The sequence below is a fragment of the Gilliamella sp. wkB112 genome (assembly GCF_001690685.1).
In the GTDB taxonomy this organism is placed as follows: domain Bacteria; phylum Pseudomonadota; class Gammaproteobacteria; order Enterobacterales; family Orbaceae; genus Gilliamella; species Gilliamella apicola_J.
Genome location: NZ_LZGL01000017.1, coordinates 506,821 through 526,229, shown reverse-complemented (window position 1 = coordinate 526,229; position 19,409 = coordinate 506,821). Strand labels below are relative to the sequence as shown.

General features: G+C 33.5%; 19 protein-coding genes and 1 pseudogene. 9 read left to right on the top strand and 11 right to left on the bottom strand.

Features of this window, described 5'->3' with window-relative positions; translation table 11 throughout:
* Window positions 1-14: 14 nt before the first annotated feature.
* The 4 genes from galE to trmB form a co-directional block, all read right to left on the bottom strand.
* Window positions 15-1,031, bottom strand: coding sequence for a UDP-glucose 4-epimerase GalE (galE, locus tag A9G12_RS09095; protein WP_065565508.1), 1,017 nt, complete (start codon window positions 1,029-1,031; stop codon window positions 15-17).
* A 48-nt stretch (window positions 1,032-1,079) separates the two neighbouring features.
* A complete protein-coding gene (locus A9G12_RS09090; protein WP_065565507.1) occupies window positions 1,080-2,348 on the bottom strand; it encodes an MFS transporter in 1,269 nt (422 codons plus the stop codon).
* A 520-nt stretch (window positions 2,349-2,868) separates the two neighbouring features.
* Window positions 2,869-4,029 carry a histidine-type phosphatase gene (locus A9G12_RS09085; protein WP_065565506.1) on the bottom strand — a complete coding sequence of 387 codons (1,161 nt, stop codon included), beginning with the start codon at window positions 4,027-4,029 and terminating at the stop codon, window positions 2,869-2,871.
* Window positions 4,030-4,170: 141 nt separating this feature from the next.
* Window positions 4,171-4,872, bottom strand: coding sequence for a tRNA (guanosine(46)-N7)-methyltransferase TrmB (trmB, locus tag A9G12_RS09080; RefSeq protein ID WP_141674135.1), 702 nt, complete (start codon window positions 4,870-4,872; stop codon window positions 4,171-4,173).
* A 255-nt stretch (window positions 4,873-5,127) separates the two neighbouring features.
* Between trmB and A9G12_RS09075 the strand changes: the two genes are divergently transcribed.
* The 7 genes from A9G12_RS09075 (at window position 5,128) to rpmE (ending at window position 10,845) form a co-directional block, all read left to right on the top strand.
* Complete coding sequence (locus A9G12_RS09075) at window positions 5,128-6,075, top strand: ribose-phosphate pyrophosphokinase (RefSeq protein WP_141674134.1); 948 nt, start codon at window positions 5,128-5,130, stop codon at window positions 6,073-6,075.
* 89 nt (window positions 6,076-6,164) lie between these two features.
* Complete coding sequence (pth, locus tag A9G12_RS09070; protein WP_065565504.1) at window positions 6,165-6,749, top strand: aminoacyl-tRNA hydrolase; 585 nt, start codon at window positions 6,165-6,167, stop codon at window positions 6,747-6,749.
* A 189-nt stretch (window positions 6,750-6,938) separates the two neighbouring features.
* On the top strand, window positions 6,939-7,400 hold the full coding sequence (locus A9G12_RS09065) for a DUF721 domain-containing protein (RefSeq protein WP_065565503.1): 462 nt from the start codon (window positions 6,939-6,941) through the stop codon (window positions 7,398-7,400).
* Window positions 7,401-7,459: 59 nt separating this feature from the next.
* Entirely contained in the window at window positions 7,460-7,864 is a 405-nt protein-coding gene (locus A9G12_RS09060; RefSeq protein WP_081299716.1) for a YhcB family protein, read from the top strand.
* An 86-nt stretch (window positions 7,865-7,950) separates the two neighbouring features.
* Window positions 7,951-9,324 (top strand): Do family serine endopeptidase, encoded by a 1,374-nt coding sequence (locus tag A9G12_RS09055; protein ID WP_065565502.1) that lies wholly within the window; start codon window positions 7,951-7,953, stop codon window positions 9,322-9,324.
* A 108-nt stretch (window positions 9,325-9,432) separates the two neighbouring features.
* Complete coding sequence (gene degS / locus A9G12_RS09050; protein ID WP_065565501.1) at window positions 9,433-10,485, top strand: outer membrane-stress sensor serine endopeptidase DegS; 1,053 nt, start codon at window positions 9,433-9,435, stop codon at window positions 10,483-10,485.
* A gap of 144 nt (window positions 10,486-10,629) precedes the next feature.
* Window positions 10,630-10,845, top strand: a complete 216-nt coding sequence (rpmE, locus tag A9G12_RS09045) for a 50S ribosomal protein L31 (protein ID WP_065557564.1) — start codon at window positions 10,630-10,632, stop codon at window positions 10,843-10,845.
* A 97-nt stretch (window positions 10,846-10,942) separates the two neighbouring features.
* Here rpmE and metJ read toward each other — a convergent pair whose 3' ends face one another.
* Window positions 10,943-11,260 (bottom strand): met regulon transcriptional regulator MetJ, encoded by a 318-nt coding sequence (metJ, locus tag A9G12_RS09040; RefSeq protein ID WP_065565500.1) that lies wholly within the window; start codon window positions 11,258-11,260, stop codon window positions 10,943-10,945.
* Window positions 11,261-11,435: 175 nt separating this feature from the next.
* On the opposite strand from metJ, the gene metB reads away from it, so the two are divergent.
* Window positions 11,436-12,602: a cystathionine gamma-synthase gene (gene metB / locus A9G12_RS09035; protein WP_065565499.1), complete on the top strand. Its 1,167-nt coding sequence runs from the start codon at window positions 11,436-11,438 to the stop codon at window positions 12,600-12,602.
* 13 nt (window positions 12,603-12,615) lie between these two features.
* The gene (locus tag A9G12_RS12665; protein ID WP_442903482.1) at window positions 12,616-12,771 is read left to right on the top strand and encodes a hypothetical protein; all 156 of its coding nucleotides are present in this window, start codon (window positions 12,616-12,618) and stop codon (window positions 12,769-12,771) included.
* Between the two features lie 62 nt (window positions 12,772-12,833).
* On the opposite strand, the gene A9G12_RS09030 is transcribed toward A9G12_RS12665, so the two are convergent.
* From A9G12_RS09030 to rsuA, 6 genes and pseudogenes are all read right to left on the bottom strand, one after another.
* A complete protein-coding gene (locus A9G12_RS09030; protein WP_065565498.1) occupies window positions 12,834-13,298 on the bottom strand; it encodes an AraC family transcriptional regulator in 465 nt (154 codons plus the stop codon).
* 126 nt (window positions 13,299-13,424) lie between these two features.
* Window positions 13,425-13,520 (bottom strand): annotated as a pseudogene (locus A9G12_RS12660) (triphosphoribosyl-dephospho-CoA synthase CitG); the annotation flags it as partial.
* 351 nt (window positions 13,521-13,871) lie between these two features.
* The gene (locus A9G12_RS12655) at window positions 13,872-16,760 is read right to left on the bottom strand and encodes a DNA translocase FtsK 4TM domain-containing protein (RefSeq protein WP_081299715.1); all 2,889 of its coding nucleotides are present in this window, start codon (window positions 16,758-16,760) and stop codon (window positions 13,872-13,874) included.
* Window positions 16,761-16,865: 105 nt separating this feature from the next.
* Window positions 16,866-17,390 (bottom strand): gamma carbonic anhydrase family protein, encoded by a 525-nt coding sequence (locus A9G12_RS09020; protein ID WP_065565497.1) that lies wholly within the window; start codon window positions 17,388-17,390, stop codon window positions 16,866-16,868.
* Window positions 17,387-18,637, bottom strand: a complete 1,251-nt coding sequence (locus A9G12_RS09015) for a Bcr/CflA family multidrug efflux MFS transporter (protein WP_065565496.1) — start codon at window positions 18,635-18,637, stop codon at window positions 17,387-17,389. The genes A9G12_RS09020 and A9G12_RS09015 overlap by 4 nt, the downstream gene beginning before the upstream one ends.
* A gap of 75 nt (window positions 18,638-18,712) precedes the next feature.
* Window positions 18,713-19,402, bottom strand: coding sequence for a 16S rRNA pseudouridine(516) synthase RsuA (gene rsuA, locus A9G12_RS09010; protein ID WP_065565495.1), 690 nt, complete (start codon window positions 19,400-19,402; stop codon window positions 18,713-18,715).
* Between the last annotated feature and the right edge of the window lie 7 nt (window positions 19,403-19,409).

The following is a 19,409-nucleotide window of genomic DNA, read 5'->3' as shown; positions in this document are numbered from 1 at the left end:
TATTTATTGATTAATTAATCCGGATAACCTTGAGGGTTTTTAGATTGCCAATGCCATGAATCTTTTACCATATCATCAAGGGTTAATTTTGTTTTCCAGCCTAATATTCGTTCTGCTTTGTTTGCATCAGCCCAAAATGCTGGTAAGTCACCTGATCTACGAGGGGCAAAGTGCCAATTTAATAATTTTCCAGAAGCTTTTTCGAAGGCTTTAATTAGCTCCAGTACACTGTAACCAATGCCAGAACCTAAATTATAAATATGAACACCAGCTTTATTTTGATCGGCTTTAAGCGCTGCAATATGACCATCAGCTAAATCAACTACATGAATAAAATCTCGAACACAGGTGCCGTCAGGGGTAGGATAATCATTACCAAATACAGCTAAAGACTCTCGTTTACCTATCGCGACTTGCGTAATGTACGGCATTAAATTATTAGGAATACCAAGTGGATCTTCTCCCATTAGACCGCTAGGATGAGCTCCAACAGGATTAAAGTAACGAAGTAATGTTAATGACCAATCAGGTTCGGCTATGGCTAAATCCATTATACATTGTTCAACCATTAATTTACTTTTACCATACGGGCTAGTTGGCAAGCCTTGAGGTAGTGTTTCAACATATGGTACAGGGGCAAGTTCGCCGTAAACGGTTGCTGAAGAACTAAATACCAATTGTTTAACATTCGCTGCACGCATTGCTTTCATAAGTACAATGCTACCGTAAACATTATTTTCATAATATTCTAGGGGTTTTTGTACTGATTCCCCAACTGCCTTTAAGCCAGCAAAATGGATAACGGCTTTTATATTATGATCTGCAAATATTTTAGCTAATAGTTCTTCATCGCAGACATCTCCTTGATAAAATTCGACACAATGCCCGGTAATTTCTTGTATTCTATCCAAGACCGAAGCTTTACTATTAAATAAATTATCAATGACTATAGGCGTATAACCAGACTGAATTAATTGTACACAAGTATGACTACCAATGTATCCACAACCACCTGTTACTAATATTTTCATAATTAAACCTTAATATGTTGTTATGTCCCTAGCGAAGTTTGGTTTATCTTACGATTGCTGACTATTATTTTTTTTAAATAGATCCCAAGGACCTCGCCCTGATAATGTGAAGGAAGAAATAAGTGTAAAGCTAAACGCAATAAACCCAAGTACTAAATACGCTCCTTCAAATCCTATTTTAACATACATTAAACCAGCAAAGATTGACATAAACATAATTGATAACTGTTTTGCAAAACAAAATGCAATTAGATAAACAGTTGCAGATAACCTAATAGGAAAATGTTTAGTAATATATTTAAACGCACCAACTAATAATAACGGTGCTTCAAACATATGTAATGTTTTTAAGATTACTACTTCAACAGCCGTAGTGGCGAATGCAGATCCTGTAATACGTATTGACATAATTGTTCCAGCAATCAGTAATGTATTTTTACTACCTATTTTCATAACGACAAGTGGGGCAAAAAACATAACAGTAGCATTTAAAAATTCTCCAAGTGTTGTAACATACCCAAATGCTTCACGACCTATTTGTTCACTCGAAAAGAAAGAGGTGAAAAAATTTGCAAATTGCTGATCAAATACTTCATAAGTACAAGCAACACCAACAATATAAAGCATGAAGAACCATGTTTTGCGCATTTTAAGTAAATCGACAGCAAGTTTTAAATTAAATGGTTCTGGTTTATTTAATCCCATTTGTTCGATAACTTCTGTTGTCGAGTTTTTTTCTGGATCCGCTATTTTTACTAAAAATAATAAGACTAAAGCAAATCCAGAACATAACCAATAAACAGCATTTACATCTTTGGAAATCATAATACCAACAAATGAAGCACAAATGGCCCATCCAAAGCAACCAAACATTCTAGCGCGACCAAATTCAAAACCACTACGTCGACTTAATTTTTCTACGAAAGCTTCAATTGCTGGTGCTCCGCCACTAAATACCATTCCAAGGTAAAACCCACCTACAATTGCTCCAACTGTAACATTTAAGCGAAGTAAGGGGCCTAAGACAAAAATAAAAAATGGTCCAAATAGAACAAGTAGTAAAGTAATAATCCAAAGGAGATGTTTTTTTAGTCCTAGTTTATCTGAAATTAATCCAAATAAAGGTTGAAAGAAAAGAGCAAATAAGGAAATAAACGAAAAAACATATCCAGTATTAGCTTCATCTAATCCATTCATTTTTAGCCATACAGGGAAAAATGGGAAATAAGCACCCATAATAAAAAAGTAGAGAAAGAAATAGATACTAAATATCCAATAATTTTTATTATGTAATGTTGACTTAATTGTTTGATTCATAATGAACGTCCTTTGCTAATCTTTAAATGATTACTCATTTATTTAGATATCGTTTACATAGTAATGCAAACATAAAAAGCTATACTTTGATGGGGATCGTATCATCAAAAATTGTCAAAAAAAGTGATCTATGTATCATTTTGTGAAATCGGTTACATTTTAATTATTATTTTTTTGTCAAATAGTTTCAGTATGGACTAATGTTTCAATATTTTTTTATGGTAAGAATAACAATTATTTATGCATTAAAAAACAATAGCGGAGAATTATACTGACATTATTATATAAATAAGACTCTATTCAGAAGCTATAATACGGTGTTTAACTTTGATTTTTGAAATCGATTACATTAGGTTTGCTTTAAATGATATTTCTTGTATTGGTTAGACATTCATTTGTATGCATAGTTGGATTAATCTAATTACCATATAATTTTAAAAAGTTTATCGAAATAAAATACTAATATTGTTTACTTCTACTAATAAGTATCAGTAGAAGTTAAAGGTATTCATCCGAACAATTATAATTGAGTGATATTTAAGCGCTTTTCAAAATCAAGCCAGTCATAAAAACCATCACTATTCACTGTTGCATTTTCCAGTTCAAGTCGGAAATGTTTTGGTGGGTTATTTAAATCTAAGGCTTGCCCTGAATGGAGTTGTTCGAAACTTTGATAAACATACTCCGCTTTAAAAAAGAATTTTCCAGATGTTTGGTGGCGAAAGCGTTGTAACACAACTTTACCGCCAATTGGTGTTGATTCAAATTGTTCTGGGAGTTGATAATGCTTAAAGTGCAGAGCACTAAGTAGTGATGCTATATTACTATCGTGACCAACAAGTAAGTTGACTTTACTGCCATTATGTTGCATTAAATTACTAATCATATCAATTAACTGAGCAGCAGCATGTTTGGCGAGTGTTTTAGTTTGGCATAATAAATTAATATATTGATTACGAATATTGATAATTTGTTGCCATTGGCTAAGATTATCAATTTTTCCCCACGCTATTTGTTCTTTTGGAAAGTCAGCATAATATTGTAGTAAAAAAGCGTCAGCAGCTGAAATACCTATAGCTAAAGATCCAAGAAGTGCCGGTTCTTCACCTTTCTTAAAATATAATTCATTTGGAATGTCGGCTAATTTACATCGATATTTTGCATATAAATCAGAACTTTTATAATCTAAAATATCAGAAAGTAATTCAAAAGAAGGTGCAAGATTTTTGAAGATAGATTCAATTTTATCTGCTTCATCAATGTCATCTAATACGTTTTGTTTAAATTCAGGAGAATCTTTGCGCAAGCTCGGATCGAAAATTGGATCCATTTTTTCTATCGGATATTTATGTTGTATAACAATATCTTGCCCTGCATAAGCTCCGGTTATAAAAAATTGTGCTGTAGCAACGGTCCTTTGCAAACTATTAGCATAAACAAATAATTCGGAATTATTTGCTGAAAGCTTTATATTATGTTTTTCTAACCATAACGATAAATAATGCCCAAAATAAGACTCTAATGTACCACCTCGCGTAGTCAAATACCCAAAAGGATGATCCCATTGCGGCCATGAAAATGGCGTTACTTTACTGAGAAATTGAAGTGTATTAAGTAATGGTGTGCGAATACCATGCCTGCTTAGTATAACAACTTTTTCTAATTGATAGTGGTTATTCATTATTTTTTATCCATCTTTGTTTATGTAAATATGCCAATATAAAATCGCAATTTTCTTTATTAATTTATTTTGGCAATTTTATTACTCCAACCACCTAATTTTTTATTAGTATTATGATGTTGGTAATTTAGGTTATTAGGATTATTTTTTTATAAACTGTAAATCCCAAACGCCATGGCCTAAGTTTTGACCGCGTTTTTCAAATTTGGTGATCGGTCTATCCTCTGGTCGAGGAATATACTCTCCAGTTGGTGATAAATTCACAAATCCTTCGGCTTGATTTAATACTTCAAGCATATGTTCAGCATAGTTTTGCCAATCTGTCGCTAAATGTAATACACCACCAGTTTTTAGTTTTTGCAAAATGAGTTCAACAAAATTTGGTTGAATAATCCTGCGTTTATTGTGTCTAGCTTTATGCCAAGGATCTGGAAAGAAAATTTGTACTTTATCCAACGAATTATTCTGGATCATATTCTCTAAAACTTCTATTGCATCGTGACACATAACTTTTAAGTTAGATAATTTATTTTCATCAATAGCCATTAAACAAGCACCAACACCTGGTTTATGGACCTCAATCCCTAAAAAATTTTTATTAGGTGCATTTTTAGCCATTTCAACTAATGAGGCCCCCATACCAAATCCAATTTCTAAAATGACTGATTCTTTTGGGTTGAACTCGACTGCTAAATTTGGGGTATATTCAATTCCATAGATAGGCCATAAATTTGATAGAGCTTGTTCTTGTCCTTTAGTTAGACGGCCTTGGCGTAAAACAAAACTACGAATAGTTCTTTTAGATTTTATGTCTTTGCTATTAGAATTTAATTGTTCGTTCATTACTTTTTCTACTTTTTTCATAGGATTTATTAAAGTTTAAATTTTTTAGTTATTAAATATTTTACCTGATTTTGAGGTCTCATCAAAAAACATATTATTGTTTATTACTTTATTGATTAAAGTGATATATATAAAAAAATTATTATATATTTTTATATTAATAGTTGAGGATGTTCCATAAATGATTATATAATTATAGACCCAGATTAACCGATTACGAATGAGTAATCATAATAACATGCTTGAGGATTTCTCGTGCCTGATATGAAGCTTTTTGCTGGTAACGCCACACCTGAGCTAGCAAAGCGTATAGCTAATCGTCTTTATACTTCTCTTGGAGATATTGTTGTTGGTCGCTTTAGCGATGGAGAAGTAAATGTTCAAATAAATGAAAATGTCCGTGGTGAAGATGTTTTTATTATCCAATCAACCTGTGCCCCTACTAATGATAATTTAATGGAATTATTGGTTATGATCGATGCGATGCGTCGAGCTTCTGCTGGCCGCATTACTGCGGTAATTCCTTATTTTGGTTATGCAAGGCAAGATCGTCGTGTTCGTTCTTCTCGCGTGCCTATAACTGCTAAAGTTGTTGCTGATTTTCTATCAACAGTTGGTGTAGATCGGGTATTAACAGTTGATCTTCATGCCGAGCAAATTCAGGGTTTTTTTGATGTACCTGTTGATAACGTATTTGGTAGTCCTGTTATCTTAGAAGATATGTTACAACGTGATTTTGAACGCCCAATAGTGGTATCACCGGATATCGGTGGAGTTGTGCGTGCTCGAGCTATTGCTAAATTGCTTAATGATACTGATATGGCGATTATTGATAAACGCCGTCAAAGAGCCAATGAAGCCGAAGTAATGAATATTATTGGTGATGTTGCGGATCGAGATTGTATCTTAGTTGATGATATGATTGATACTGCAGGTACTTTATGTAAAGGTGCCGATGCTTTAAAAGCTCGAGGAGCTAAACGAGTTTTTGCTTATGCAACACATCCAATTTTTTCAGGTAAAGCTGTTAGTAATATTAAAAATTCTGCAATTGATGAAGTAATAGTTTGTGACACAATTCCACTTTCGGCTGAAGTAAAAACATTAAAAAATGTCCGCCAATTAACATTATCTGGCATGCTTGCTGAAGCAATTCGTCGTATTAGTAATGAAGAATCAATTTCGGCGATGTTTCATTACTAACATTCACTTAAACTATTAAAATGCCCCATTTTGGGGCATTTTAATAAATTAAAGTACATAGTTAATATGTTAATAGTTAATATCAAATCATGACAACAATCAAACTTATTGTAGGGTTAGCTAATCCTGGTAACGAATATGCAGCAACTCGGCATAATGCAGGGGCATGGTTTGTCGATTTACTTGCAGAGCGAAATAATCAACCATTAAAAAACGAACCTAAATTTTTTGGCTATAGTTCTCGAATTAATCTTTCAGGTCATGATGTTCGTTTATTGGTACCAACCACTTTTATGAATTTAAGTGGAAAAGCTGTGCAAGCTATGGCAACATTTTATCAAATTAGACCTGAAGAAATATTAGTGGCACATGATGAACTAGATCTTACCCCTGGTATTGCTAAACTTAAATTTGGTGGAAGTCATGGTGGTCATAATGGTTTAAAAGATATTGCTAGTAAATTAGGTAATAATCTTAATTTTTATCGGTTAAGAATAGGGATCGGTCACCCAGGTGATAAAAATAAAGTTGTTGGTTATGTTCTCAATAAACCTTCCAAATCAGAACAAGAATTAATTGATAAAGCAATTGATGAATCAATCAGTTGCACTGATATCTTACTATCCCAAGGTATTGACGCAGCTATGAATCGATTACATGCTTTTAAAGCATAGCTTTTGATTAAACTATTGGCTCATAAAATTAGATACTACTTATTATTAAATTAATAGGATAATTTCAATAAATTGTAAATTCATTTTTTTGATAAGACATTTAGTAATAAATAAGGTAAATTATTTAATATTAGTAGATATTTTTCAAAAAATAGATTTGGGATTTTAATTGAAAATAGGACATAATTTATGCGTCAAAATGAACCACAAAAGTTAGTAGCACTTTTGACGCGAAATTCTTCGTTGTTACAGATTAAAGAAAGAACGCTTGCTCTATGTGAATTAGCTAATCTAGTTAATGATTTATTGCCAGCTCCATTAAATAAGCAATGTAGAGTAGCAAATTATAGACATGGTATTTTAATTATTGAAGTTAGTTCAGCTAACTGGTTGACTCGATTGAAATATGAACAAGAAAATATAATTTCAGCGTTGCGTAAAGGAATATTACCATCCTTATCTTCTATTCAATATCAAATTAATCCTGATATTACATTACAACCATTAGAGGGTGTTAATCAAATATCCAATAAAGCTAAATTATCAAGTATAATGACCAACAATAGTGCTATGTTGTTATACACATTAGCAGAAGATGCACCAGATAAATTAAAAAAACAATTGATAAAACTTGCTAACCATGCAAAATAAATAAACATAAGAAAATAATTTAATATAATTAAATAATGAACAACTACAAGGAGTGAAATATGGATAAAGATATGATGACTTATCTTGTCATTGGGTTAGTAATTGGTTTTGTTATTGGATTAATTTTTATGAGTATCATTAGTCCGAAAGCCCGTAAATATGCTAAAGTTAAACGTGAACTTGAGCAAACTCAAGAAGAATTAAGTGCTCAAAAACAAATGATTGTTAAACATTTCTCACATAGTGCTGAAATATTAGATAATATGGCTAAAGATTTCCGACGACTTTATCAACATATGGCTGAAAACTCCGGACAATTAATTTCCGGCAATGATATGCCAGTGATTGATCTGGATACCAATAATGATTCTAGTCTTACAAAAGAACTTACTCTTGAAAAACAACCTAAAGACTATTCTGATAACCCATCTGGGTTGTTCAAAAATGATGAAAATAAATCCTAATTGTTACTGTCTATTTTCGCCAGAGTAATCTGGCGAAGCATTATCGAAAACATTAAATTCTTTAACATAAGCGAGAGAGTTGTATTATGAACAATTCATTACGAAAATCTAAGAGGTTATTAAGTTTGGTTGCTTTAAGTTTAGGTATTAGTTTGGTTTCTTTACCAAGCAGCTATGCCACTTTCCCAGCAATTACCAACAGTAATGATACCGAACAACCGAGTTTAGCTCCTATGTTAGAAACTGTGTTACCTTCTGTAGTAAGCATAAAAGTAGAAGGAACAGCACAGATGCAAAATAACATGCCAGAGGAGTTTAGACGATTTTTCGGTTACCCTGATAGTCAATCAAGATCATTTATAGGTCAAGGCTCAGGGGTAATCATAGATGCTGATAAAGGATATGTTGTAACAAATAATCACGTTATTGATAATGCCGATAAAATTACAGTAGTACTCAATGATGGGCATGAATATAAAGCTAAACTAATTGGTAAAGATCCTCAAAGTGATATTGCATTACTTAAAATTGATGATGCCAAAAAATTAATAGCAATTAAGTTAGCTGATTCTGACAAATTACGTGTTGGTGATTATGCGGTAGCCATTGGGAATCCATTTGGTATTGGTCAAACAGTGACTTCGGGGATTATTTCTGCATTAGCTCGCAGTGGCTTGACTATGAATGGTTTTGAAAATTTCATTCAAACAGATGCTTCTATTAATCAAGGTAATTCCGGTGGAGCGTTAATTAATTTAAATGGTGAATTAGTCGGTATTAATACAGCTATTATAGCACCTAGTGGTGGTAATGTTGGTATTGGTTTTGCAATTCCAAGTAATATGGTTAAAAGTTTAACTTCACAACTTATTGAATATGGAGAAGTTAAACGAGGGGTACTTGGTATAAAGGGTAACGAATTAACTTCAGATATAGCCAAAGCATTTGATTTAGATGTTCAAAAAGGAGCTTTTGTTAGTGAAGTTATGGATGATTCAGCAGCTAAGGCTGCCGGTATTAAATCAGGTGATGTTATTATTTCCATAGATGATAAACCAGTGAATAGCTTTGCTGAATTGCGGGCTAAAATTGCTACGACTGGTGCCGGTAGAACTGTACAGTTAGGACTAATCCGTGATGGTAAACAGTTGTCAGTTGATGTTAAGTTAAAAAATAGTGATGAATCCACAACTGAAGCAAAATCACTTCATGTGGCTCTCGATGGTGCAACTTTAAGTAATGGTGAGGTTAAAGGGCAAAAAGGTGTTTTAATAGAAAGTATAGCTAAAAATTCACCAGCATCTCGTTTAAGTTTACAAGAAGGGGATCTTATTACTGGAGTTAATAAAGAACGGGTGAATACTATTGCCGACTTACGTAAAATTATTGATAGTAATCCATCAGCAATTGCTTTAAATATTATACGTGGTGATAGTCGTATTTATCTAATTTTACGGTAATTTTTTGTTGTATTGTCGGTGCATAGGCATCGACAAAAACAAAAATTTTAACCTGTATCTAGATATGATAAAATCATTTATACTTATTTATTATGATCTTTATTATAAATGCTTAAAAAACTACTATGGCCAATATTAATTGGTGCTGTTTTAGCGCTGGTATTATTAATTATTTTTCCTTCATTACGTAATGGAAAGCAATCTAGCTTTTCAGTATCTATTTTTAATAATGATCCATTAAGTTATTCTGATGCCGTGAAAATGGCAGCCCCCGCAGTTGTTAATATTTATAGCCGTTCCATTAATACTATACCTCAACAATCACAAGATAACTCCATTACACCTTTAGGTTCAGGAGTAATTATGAGTGAATCTGGCTACATTATTACTAATTATCATGTTATTGATGGAGCTCAACAAATCATTGTTGCTTTGCAAGATGGTCGTATTTTCGAAGCTTTATCTGTTGGTTCAGATAAGCTTGTGGATATTGCTGTACTGAAAATTGAGGCCGCTAACATTCCTACTATTCACATTAATCCTAATCGCGAACCCAAAATAGGGGATGTTGTTCTGGCAATAGGTAACCCTTACAATATAGGGCAGACTATTACACAGGGAATTATCAGTGCAACAGGGCGTGATGGTTTAAGCCCATACAGAAGGCAAAACTTTATTCAAACAGATGCTTCGATTAATCATGGTAATTCTGGTGGTGCATTAGTTAACACTAAAGGGGAGTTGGTTGGTATTAATACACTTACCTTTGCCAAAAATATGGGTAATGAAGTTCCTGAAGGGATTGGTTTTGCTATTCCAACCTCATTAGCTGTAAAAATAATGAATAAATTAATCCAAGATGGTAAAGTTATTCGGGGTTATATTGGTATTGATGGCTTGGAGTTTGCACCAACACAAAATCCTAGTGATAAACCTGAAATGTTAGGTATTTTGGTGACTAATGCAGAAGGCCCTTCATTAGAGGCGGGTATCCAAGCTAATGATATTTTAGTCATGGTAGATAATAAACCAGTAAAATCTATTGTAGAAACCATGGATCAAATAGCAGAGTTGAAACCTGGCACAATCGTCCCCATAGTAGTGTTGCGTAATGGAGAAAAAATTGAATTGCAAGTGACAATAGGTCTGTTACCAGTTTAATAATATTCATTCACTTGCTTATATACTTAATCAAGCGTATAATCCGCAAGCTTATCATGTTTTTTAACATCCGTATGGTGTATAGATTTTGCTTTTATATATTGCTATCTATATAGCGATACGTACAAATTTTAGAGGTTTATTATGAAAGAAGGTATTCATCCAGAATATACAGCGATTACTGCAACTTGTTCTTGCGGTAATGTTATTAAAACTCATTCAACTATTGGTCACGATATCCATCTTGACGTGTGTGGTGAGTGTCATCCGTTCTATACGGGGAAACAACGTGATGTTGCAACTGGTGGACGTGTAGATAAATTTAAACAACGTTTTGCAATGGTAGGCGGTAAAAAATAATATTTACCAATTAGATTGCAAATAACTATATTAAAAAGGCGCTTTATGCGCCTTTTTGCTTTTCAATAATTAAATCACTTGACTTGGCAGTGATTAACTAATCTTCTAATAATTCCGGATTTATACCTAAATCACGCATCATTTTTTGAGCTTGCTTAGGAATACCATCATCATGATCTTTTTGTAAATCTTCATCACATGGTAGTGGCTGACCAGTGTAGGCATGCAAAAAAGCTTCACATAATAACTCACTATTAGTTGCATGGCGTAAATTATTAACTTGTCGTCGAGTACGTTCATCAGTCAATATTTTTAGGACTTTTAAAGGAATTGATACAGTTATTTTTTTGACCTGCTCACTTTTTTTACCATGTTCAGCATAAGGGCTTATATATTCACCATTCCATTTCATCATATTGTTTACCAAATCGCATCACAAATAATGTGGTTAATTTTAGCGTTTTTTTTATTATGCTGCAATCTATACATCAAGATAGTTAGACGTCTAGACATATTGACGTCCCGTGTATATGTGATATTCTTATAAACTAATACTAATTGACCAATAATTGTTATTTAGGAATGTTACTATGGCTACTCAATCTAAAGATCTAAGTCAAGGAACCATTGCAGTTCGTGGTGGTTTAAATACTGACGAACAATATGGAAGTGTTGTACCTGTTATTACTCCTTCTACTTGCTACCGTTATCAAGAATTTGCTGTACCAAGAGAGTTTGATTATGCGCGAAAAGCTAATCCGAGTAGACGTTTGGTTGAAGAAACGGTGGCTAAATTAGAGAGTGGTGTAGATGCGATTTTAACTAATTGTGGCATGTCAGCAATTCATTTAATTAGCATCGCACTTTTAACGCCTAATGATCTAGTAATCGCTCCTCATGATTGCTATGGTGGTAGTTATCGTCTTTTTAATAGTTTAAGTCAACGAGGTTACTTTAAGACTAAATTTGTTGACCAATCAAATCCAGAAGCATTAAAAGAAGCATTAGATTTAAAACCAAAATTAGTCTTGATAGAATCACCAAGTAATCCATTATTACGTGTAGTTGATATTAAAGAAATTGCTAAACAAGCTCATGAAGTAGGTGCTTTGGTATTAGTGGATAATACGTTCATGACCCCTATTCTACAAAAGCCTTTAGACCTTGGCGCCGATATTGTTACCCATTCTTGTACTAAATTCTTAAATGGTCACTCGGATCTACTTGCGGGAATATTGGTCTTTAAAGATCAAAAGCTAGCGACTGATGTTTTATGGTGGGCAAATAATATAGGAACATCAACCTCGTCATTTGATAGTTATCTATTATTACGCGGATTACGTACTCTGGCTGCTCGAGTAACATTACAACAAATAAATGCACAAAAAGTGGTAGAATTTTTGGTTAATCATCCAAAAATTGCCAAAGTATATCACCCTTCTTTACCTACAAATCTTGGACATAATATTGCTAAAAAACAACAAAAGGGATTTGGTTCTTTATTAAGTTTTGAATTAATAAATAAACCAGATGCTATCGCTAACTTTCTAAAAGCGCTAAAGATTTTTACTTTAGCACAATCATTGGGTGGTGTTGAAAGCCTTATTTGTCATCCGGCAACTATGACCCATTCAGGAATTACAGCTGAAGCAAGAAAAACGGCAGGTATTTCAGAACAGTTATTACGAATATCTGTAGGACTTGAAGATGTTAATGATTTACTCACTGATTTAGAACAAGCATTAGCGATAATTTAAATAATTATTATGCATTAGGGTCGATAAAATTGTTGCAAAAGTACAGATCAGTAAAACAAAAGCAAGATACCATTTAGAATATAGGGTACAGACCAAGTTACTAACGGTGGAACTTAATCACGTTAAAATTGGTCGTCCCGAAAGACTTTACAAAGGATTAGGGAAATAGTCGGATTAAATATATAAAATAATTTGATTATCAGATCATTATAATTAATTTATAAGATTATGTTATTTCAAAGGTAAATAAACATCGGTTATCATCTGTTCAGGAGAAATATTTATACCAACATTAACATAATGAAAAATTGGAGGGAAATCACCAATTTTTTCCCCACTATATGGCAACCATTCTTCTAGCAAATAAATAATGGCTTTGTTGTTATTTCGAGATCCAATATCTCGGCATTTTGCACAACGAAGAGTTGGAATGGTTTTATTGATAATACCATAAGAGTTCTTTGCTATTGGTTGAACAATAGAAATAGCAAAATCGACATGATGGTGTTCAATAGGTGTAATAGATGGGTTGGTATAATGAATACCATAGCTTTGATATTTTTCATTATCTAAAAAATTATTTTCTTGCCGCCACTTAACTAATTTATCAACTGTTTTATATTCCAGTAATGGTGAACCAAAGTGTTCTAGTACAGCTACGAGTGTTAATGGAAATTTTACAATTGTTACATCCATAGCAACCTCAAAATTAGATATTGTTTATTAATTAAATTAATATATTGCTACCCAACTATTACATTATTAATGATTAATATTGAGATAAAAACCAAGTAATGTCAATTAAGTCAGCAGAACAACTATGGCTTGTTGTTGTACAACATTCAAACCCTTAAGCTCTCTCATTGAGGCTAAATTGGTATCTTGATTATAAGCAAGCAAATGTAACATGGTTTGTAATCAGTTTATTTCTTCATTATAAACATATTGTTGTATTTTATTCTAAATAGCTGAAAAGATTGTTTTAGTAGTCGCATAGACAGATTTGTTTTTCCTCTAGCTCCTGATTGATTATGTTATTTGAAAAGTTTTTCTTCTACTGTGTTAGTCGAATTATTTTAGTTGATTATTGACGATGCCTTAGCAAATAACAAATACTTCATCACTAATCGTTTGTATATTGACTGTCAAGCCAATTGTTCTAATTTACCAATGGTACCGAGTAACAAGCAAAAGTAAAATACCACCTCATTTATTGTTACCCGCTTTTCTTTTTATATGGCATCATCTTTTAGTTTAATTACGCAAATATCAATAATCATTATGAGATGTTTGAGCGAGTACTTCTCTATTACCGTTATGGCTAGGAGCACTAATAATTCCTTCAATTTCCATCTGCTCTACAATTCTTGCCGCACGATTATATCCAATTCTAAATTTGCGCTGTACACTTGAAATGGAAGCTCTTCTAGTTTCTACTACAAAGGCAACGACCTGATCAAATAATGGATCCAGTTCTTCATCAATCGAATCAATACTACTACTATCATTATCATCGGTTGCAACAGTAACATTTTCAATATATTTTGGTACACCACGGGCTTTCCAATCTTGAACAACAGCATGTACTTCTTCATCACGCACAAAGGCACCATGCACACGTATTGGAATTGAACTATTTGGTGCTAAGTAAAGCATATCCCCCATACCAAGCAGTGATTCTGCCCCCATTTGATCTAAAATAGTGCGAGAATCAATTTTACTTGATACAGTAAAAGCAATACGGGTTGGAATATTGGCTTTAATTAAACCGGTGATAACATCAACTGATGGGCGCTGGGTAGCCAAAACCAAGTGTATACCAGCAGCACGTGCTTTTTGCGCCAATCTGGCAATGAGCTCTTCGACCTTTTTACCTACCGCCATAATAAGATCTGCAAATTCGTCTACCATCACCACAATATAAGGTAATTTTTCCAGTGTTGGAATATTAAGATCCATACTATCAGTTGGTTTCCAAAGTGGATCTGGTATCGGTCTATTCATGTCCTCAGCTTGTTTTATTTTTTCATTATAGCCGGCAATATTACGTACCCCTAACGCTGACATTAGACGGTAGCGTTTTTCCATTTCATTAACACACCAATTTAACGCATTAGCAGCATCTTTCATATCAGTCACAACTGGTGTTAATAAGTGAGGAATGCCTTCATAAATAGAAAGTTCAAGCATTTTGGGATCAATCATAATAAAGCGCACATCTTCAGGTTGCGATTTATATAAAATACTTAATATCATTGCATTTACACCAACTGATTTACCAGAACCGGTGGTACCTGCAACGAGCAAATGTGGCATTTTGGCTAAATCTGCAACCACAGACTGACCTGCAATATCTTTACCTAATACAATTGTAAGAGGGGATTGGGCATCACGAAATTGAGGACTATCTAATACTTCTCTAAAAAAGACGGTTTGACGATTTTTATTTGGTAATTCAATCCCAACATACGGTTTACCAGGAATCACTTCTACCACACGTACTGATGGCATGGATAAAGAGCGAGCTAAGTCCCGATCTAAGGTAGAAATTCTTGCAGCTTTGATTCCGGGCGCTAGCTCTATTTCAAAACGAGTGATCACCGGACCTGGTAGATAATCGACAACTTTAGCCTTGACTCTATAGTCAGCTAAACTTTTCTCTATTAGTTCAGACATGGCATTTAATGCAGCATGATCGATTTCAATTCGAGTTTTCGGTGGAGCAGTTAATAAACTCAATGATGGTAATGGGGTGGTCGGCTTTGGTAATGGTTTATCATTTCGCCTTAATAGTGGATGAATCAAGCTGTCTTTATCGTCATCTAATGTATCGGTATCATCTTGTAAATCGTCAATACTAGCTTCTGCTGGTGTATTTTCTAATATTTGATGGGGTTGTTCATCTATAGCTAAGTTAATTGTTGGCGATTTTTCGTGCTCAGTGAATAGGTATTCTTCGGTTTCTTCTGACACATCATCAGTATATACATCAATTATAGCTTGCTGATCTTCATTATTATTGGTTGCTACTATTGATTCATTATTAACTTCTGTAAACAATGGTTTACTCGGGGCATCTGCAATTGTGAATTTATCTTCTCCAATAACTGGTTCGTCTTCTGAATTATTGGTTTGGACTTCTGACATTGTTGATTCATTTGATTTAATGGCTATTTTACGCTCATTCATATTTTTAATAATTAATTCCATACGAGCTAAAATATCATTAGGATCAACGTCTTTTTTAAGTTTCTTATCATCAGTTTCATTTAGTACATCTGATTTTTGAGGATTAGTGTTTTCTAGTGTTTGTATTAGTTCTGCTGCTGTTTTTATTAAAATCTTTTCATCTTGGGAAGCAGTGGTTATTATTTGCTCCGGTTTGGCTGATATAGAAAGTTCTGAATTACTGTCACTTTTACTTACTGGTAAAGAATCAGAAGCATTACTGTCTAAATTTTGCTTATCCAGAGGTAATGTAAATTTGTGTTGTTCTGGTTCGTTCGTTAATACTACTTTCTCTTCACGAATATTAGCTTCTTTGTTTTGATTATGTTGGCGAGATGTTAACAGCCATCGAATAGGTGCCAGTAGTAACATAACAAAGGCACCTAACTTTTCAATAAGGTTTAACCATGATAACCCTGTTAACAGGGTCACGCAGGCGAGGCAAGTACCGAGCAACACCAATGACGTAACAAAGCTATTCATAACTGGTAATAGGCTTTCAATGACTATTGACCCTAAATAACCACCTGCGGCAAATTGTTCTGTATCTTGAATATTAAGGGTAAAAAAACCAGTAGTGCTAAAAATAAAAGCTAAAATACCAATTATTCGAAAAGATAGACTAAAATAATTAATAGGATCGTGAGCATGCCTATAAAAGTAGATCATTAACTGTAAACAAATAAAAATGGCGATAAAAGGTATGCTGTAAGCAATGAAACCAAAAAATTGCAACAAAATATCTGCGGCGTAAGCTCCTATATAACCGCCAAAATTAGTTACTGGGTAGTGCCATGCAGTTCTAGACCAACCAGGATCAGAAGGGTCGTAAGATATTAATGATAATAATAAGCCAACAGATAATGCTATTATAGCTAATAATAAAAGTTGAATAATTATCTGCTTTCTTGTGATTTTTGATTTTTTCAAACCAGTACCTAAAAAACTATCGCGATTAAAATTATTGGCATTTTAGCATAATTTAACCCTCTATACAGTGTGAATACTGTATAAAAATTAAATTTCTAGAGAGGATTATTCTTTGAGTAGGTAAAGTGTTTGGTTAAATCGCTGTCCATTTTTAGTATATCTTTCTGCATTAGCAATATTAGCAGCGATTTCAGTATCCGTTAATTTGCGAACGATTTTAGCAGGCGATCCCATAATCAAACATCCTTCTTCGTAGGGTATGCTATGAGTAACAAGTGAGTTAGCTCCAACTAAGCAATTTTTAGCTATTTTAGTATTATTCAAAATAGTACTACCCATACCAATTAATACATTATTTTCGATGGTACAACTATGAATAATAACATTGTGGCCAATTGTAACATTTTCACCCACAATGCAAGGAATATCAGTATCAATATGTACGGTTGAATTATCTTGTACATTACTATTTTTGCCTATGCGAATAGGCGCAATATCACCGCGTAATACAGCATTAAACCAGATAGATACACCTTCTGCTAACACGACATCGCCAATAACATCTGCAGACTTAGCTATAAAACAATTCTGATGAATTTTAGGTTGCAAATCACCTAGTTTATATATCATTTCTGTTTCCTTTTGATATCTCTAACACTCAAAAATAATGCAACTGCAATAAAATTGCATAATACCATTGATCCAACCATAAGCCATTCAGTTATATTATTAGTGACAGTAGAAGTTACAGTATCAGAAGAGGCAAACATAGAAAGTAATATCCCAATTACACCAGCAACAGCAAATCGTATTGTACCAGCTAGTGAGGAGGCGGTGCCGGCAATGTGTGGATAAAAATCGAGCACTACCGCCATGCCATTACCTGCAATAATCGACATACAACCAATATAACCGGCAATACAAGCAACTAAATATACAAAACCAAGATTAAATAGTGTTACCAACATTAATCCAACAGCCATAACAAATTGAACGCTAAGTCCAAATTGCATCATTTTAATTGAACCAATATGCCTAACAAAGCGGCTATTGAGGGTATTCATGAACACCATCACAATAATATTAAGAGCAAAATAATAACCAAAATTAATTGAAGCAACCCCATGTAGGTTCATATATACAAAAGGTCCTAAACTGAGAAATGAAAATAAGCCAGCTCCCGAAAATGCGCCTATCATCATGTAAGTTAATACTTGCCTATGACGAAATAATGTTATGAAATTACTTAATATGCGTACTAAACTAAATTTTGCTCGTTTAATTTTAGGTAGTGTTTCTGGAATAAAAGCAATTACCAAGCATAAACACAATAGGGCTATAGCTCCAATAGTATAGAAATTGGCTTGCCAATTAAACCAGTTTAAAATGAATCCACCAATAATAGGTGCTAGTAACGGCGCTACATTTGAGATCAGCATGACAAACGACATCATTTTGGAAAATTCATCACGGTCATGAAAAATATCTTTCATCAACGCATTAATGATAATAGTAGTTGCTGCCGCAGCGATACCATGGAAAAAACGAGCGGTAATTAATTGGTTAATATTGATTGCAAAGCCACAACTTAACGCTGCACAGGTGAAAATAATTAAACCAATAATTAGCACCTTGCGGCGACCATAACTATCAGTGATGGGACCAAATAATAGTTGACCAAATGAAAAACCTAATAAATAGCAACTGATGGTAAGCTGAACAGATCCATCTGTTACATTAAAATCATGAGCGATAGTTGGCATACTTGGTAAATACATATCTATTGATAATGGCATTAACATAGATATAAAACCGAGAACGAAAATCAGCGCTTGTTTAGAAATTTTAATTTCTACTTGGTTTTCCGACGTTAACAACTTAGTACTTCCTTTTTGTTTTAAAAGTTAAAATAGATACAGCAAATTAAATATTTATCAAAATGCTAGACAATATTAATTAAACGAGTCGATTTCATCTCGGGTAAGTGGACGATATTCACCCTCGGGAATATCCAGCATAATCGATCCAATTTGTTTGCGATGTAATTCAACTACATGATTTTTCACTGCAGCAAACATCCTTTTAACTTGATGATAACGTCCTTCACTAATAGTTAATTCGGCATGGTAATCATCAATAATATTCAATAAAGCTGGTTTGGTAAGTGATTTTTCATTATGCAATTGAATACCATGTTCAAAAGTATGAATTAGATCCGCATTCAACGGCTGTTCAACCGTTACCACATAGACTTTTTGACAATGGTGTTTTGGGGAAGTGATACGGTGTGACCACTTACCATCATCAGTTAATAAAACTAGTCCAGTAGTATCTAAATCAAGGCGTCCAGCAGCATGTAGTTTTTCTGACATAGGTTCATCAATAAAATAAAGAATGGTTGGATGATCAGGATCATCAGTTGAGCAAACATAACCTTGAGGTTTGTTCAACATAAAATAACGATTATTGGTTATAGGTGTTATTTCGTAACCATCATATTCAACAATTTGTTGCGGAGTTAATTGATAAGCTCCAGATTTTATGATTACACCATCAATGGTTACTTTTTTTGCTTTTAATTCTTTGTTTACAATTGTGCGGCTAGCGCCAAGATGATGAGCAAGAAATTTATCTAATCGCATAATCAAA

Coding starts and splice junctions, on each gene's coding strand:
- A9G12_RS09055 (WP_065565502.1), top strand. CDS start 7,951: ATGAACAATTCATTACGAAAATCTAAGAGGTTATTAAGTTTGGTTGCT.
- A9G12_RS09020 (WP_065565497.1), bottom strand. CDS start 17,390: ATGATATATAAACTAGGTGATTTGCAACCTAAAATTCATCAGAATTGT.
- pth (WP_065565504.1), top strand. CDS start 6,165: ATGACAACAATCAAACTTATTGTAGGGTTAGCTAATCCTGGTAACGAA.
- A9G12_RS09030 (WP_065565498.1), bottom strand. CDS start 13,298: ATGGATGTAACAATTGTAAAATTTCCATTAACACTCGTAGCTGTACTA.
- degS (WP_065565501.1), top strand. CDS start 9,433: ATGCTTAAAAAACTACTATGGCCAATATTAATTGGTGCTGTTTTAGCG.
- A9G12_RS09065 (WP_065565503.1), top strand. CDS start 6,939: ATGCGTCAAAATGAACCACAAAAGTTAGTAGCACTTTTGACGCGAAAT.
- rsuA (WP_065565495.1), bottom strand. CDS start 19,402: ATGCGATTAGATAAATTTCTTGCTCATCATCTTGGCGCTAGCCGCACA.
- metJ (WP_065565500.1), bottom strand. CDS start 11,260: ATGATGAAATGGAATGGTGAATATATAAGCCCTTATGCTGAACATGGT.
- A9G12_RS09090 (WP_065565507.1), bottom strand. CDS start 2,348: ATGAATCAAACAATTAAGTCAACATTACATAATAAAAATTATTGGATA.
- galE (WP_065565508.1), bottom strand. CDS start 1,031: ATGAAAATATTAGTAACAGGTGGTTGTGGATACATTGGTAGTCATACT.
- A9G12_RS09085 (WP_065565506.1), bottom strand. CDS start 4,029: ATGAATAACCACTATCAATTAGAAAAAGTTGTTATACTAAGCAGGCAT.
- rpmE (WP_065557564.1), top strand. CDS start 10,630: ATGAAAGAAGGTATTCATCCAGAATATACAGCGATTACTGCAACTTGT.
- metB (WP_065565499.1), top strand. CDS start 11,436: ATGGCTACTCAATCTAAAGATCTAAGTCAAGGAACCATTGCAGTTCGT.
- A9G12_RS09060 (WP_081299716.1), top strand. CDS start 7,460: ATGGATAAAGATATGATGACTTATCTTGTCATTGGGTTAGTAATTGGT.
- trmB (WP_141674135.1), bottom strand. CDS start 4,872: ATGAACGAACAATTAAATTCTAATAGCAAAGACATAAAATCTAAAAGA.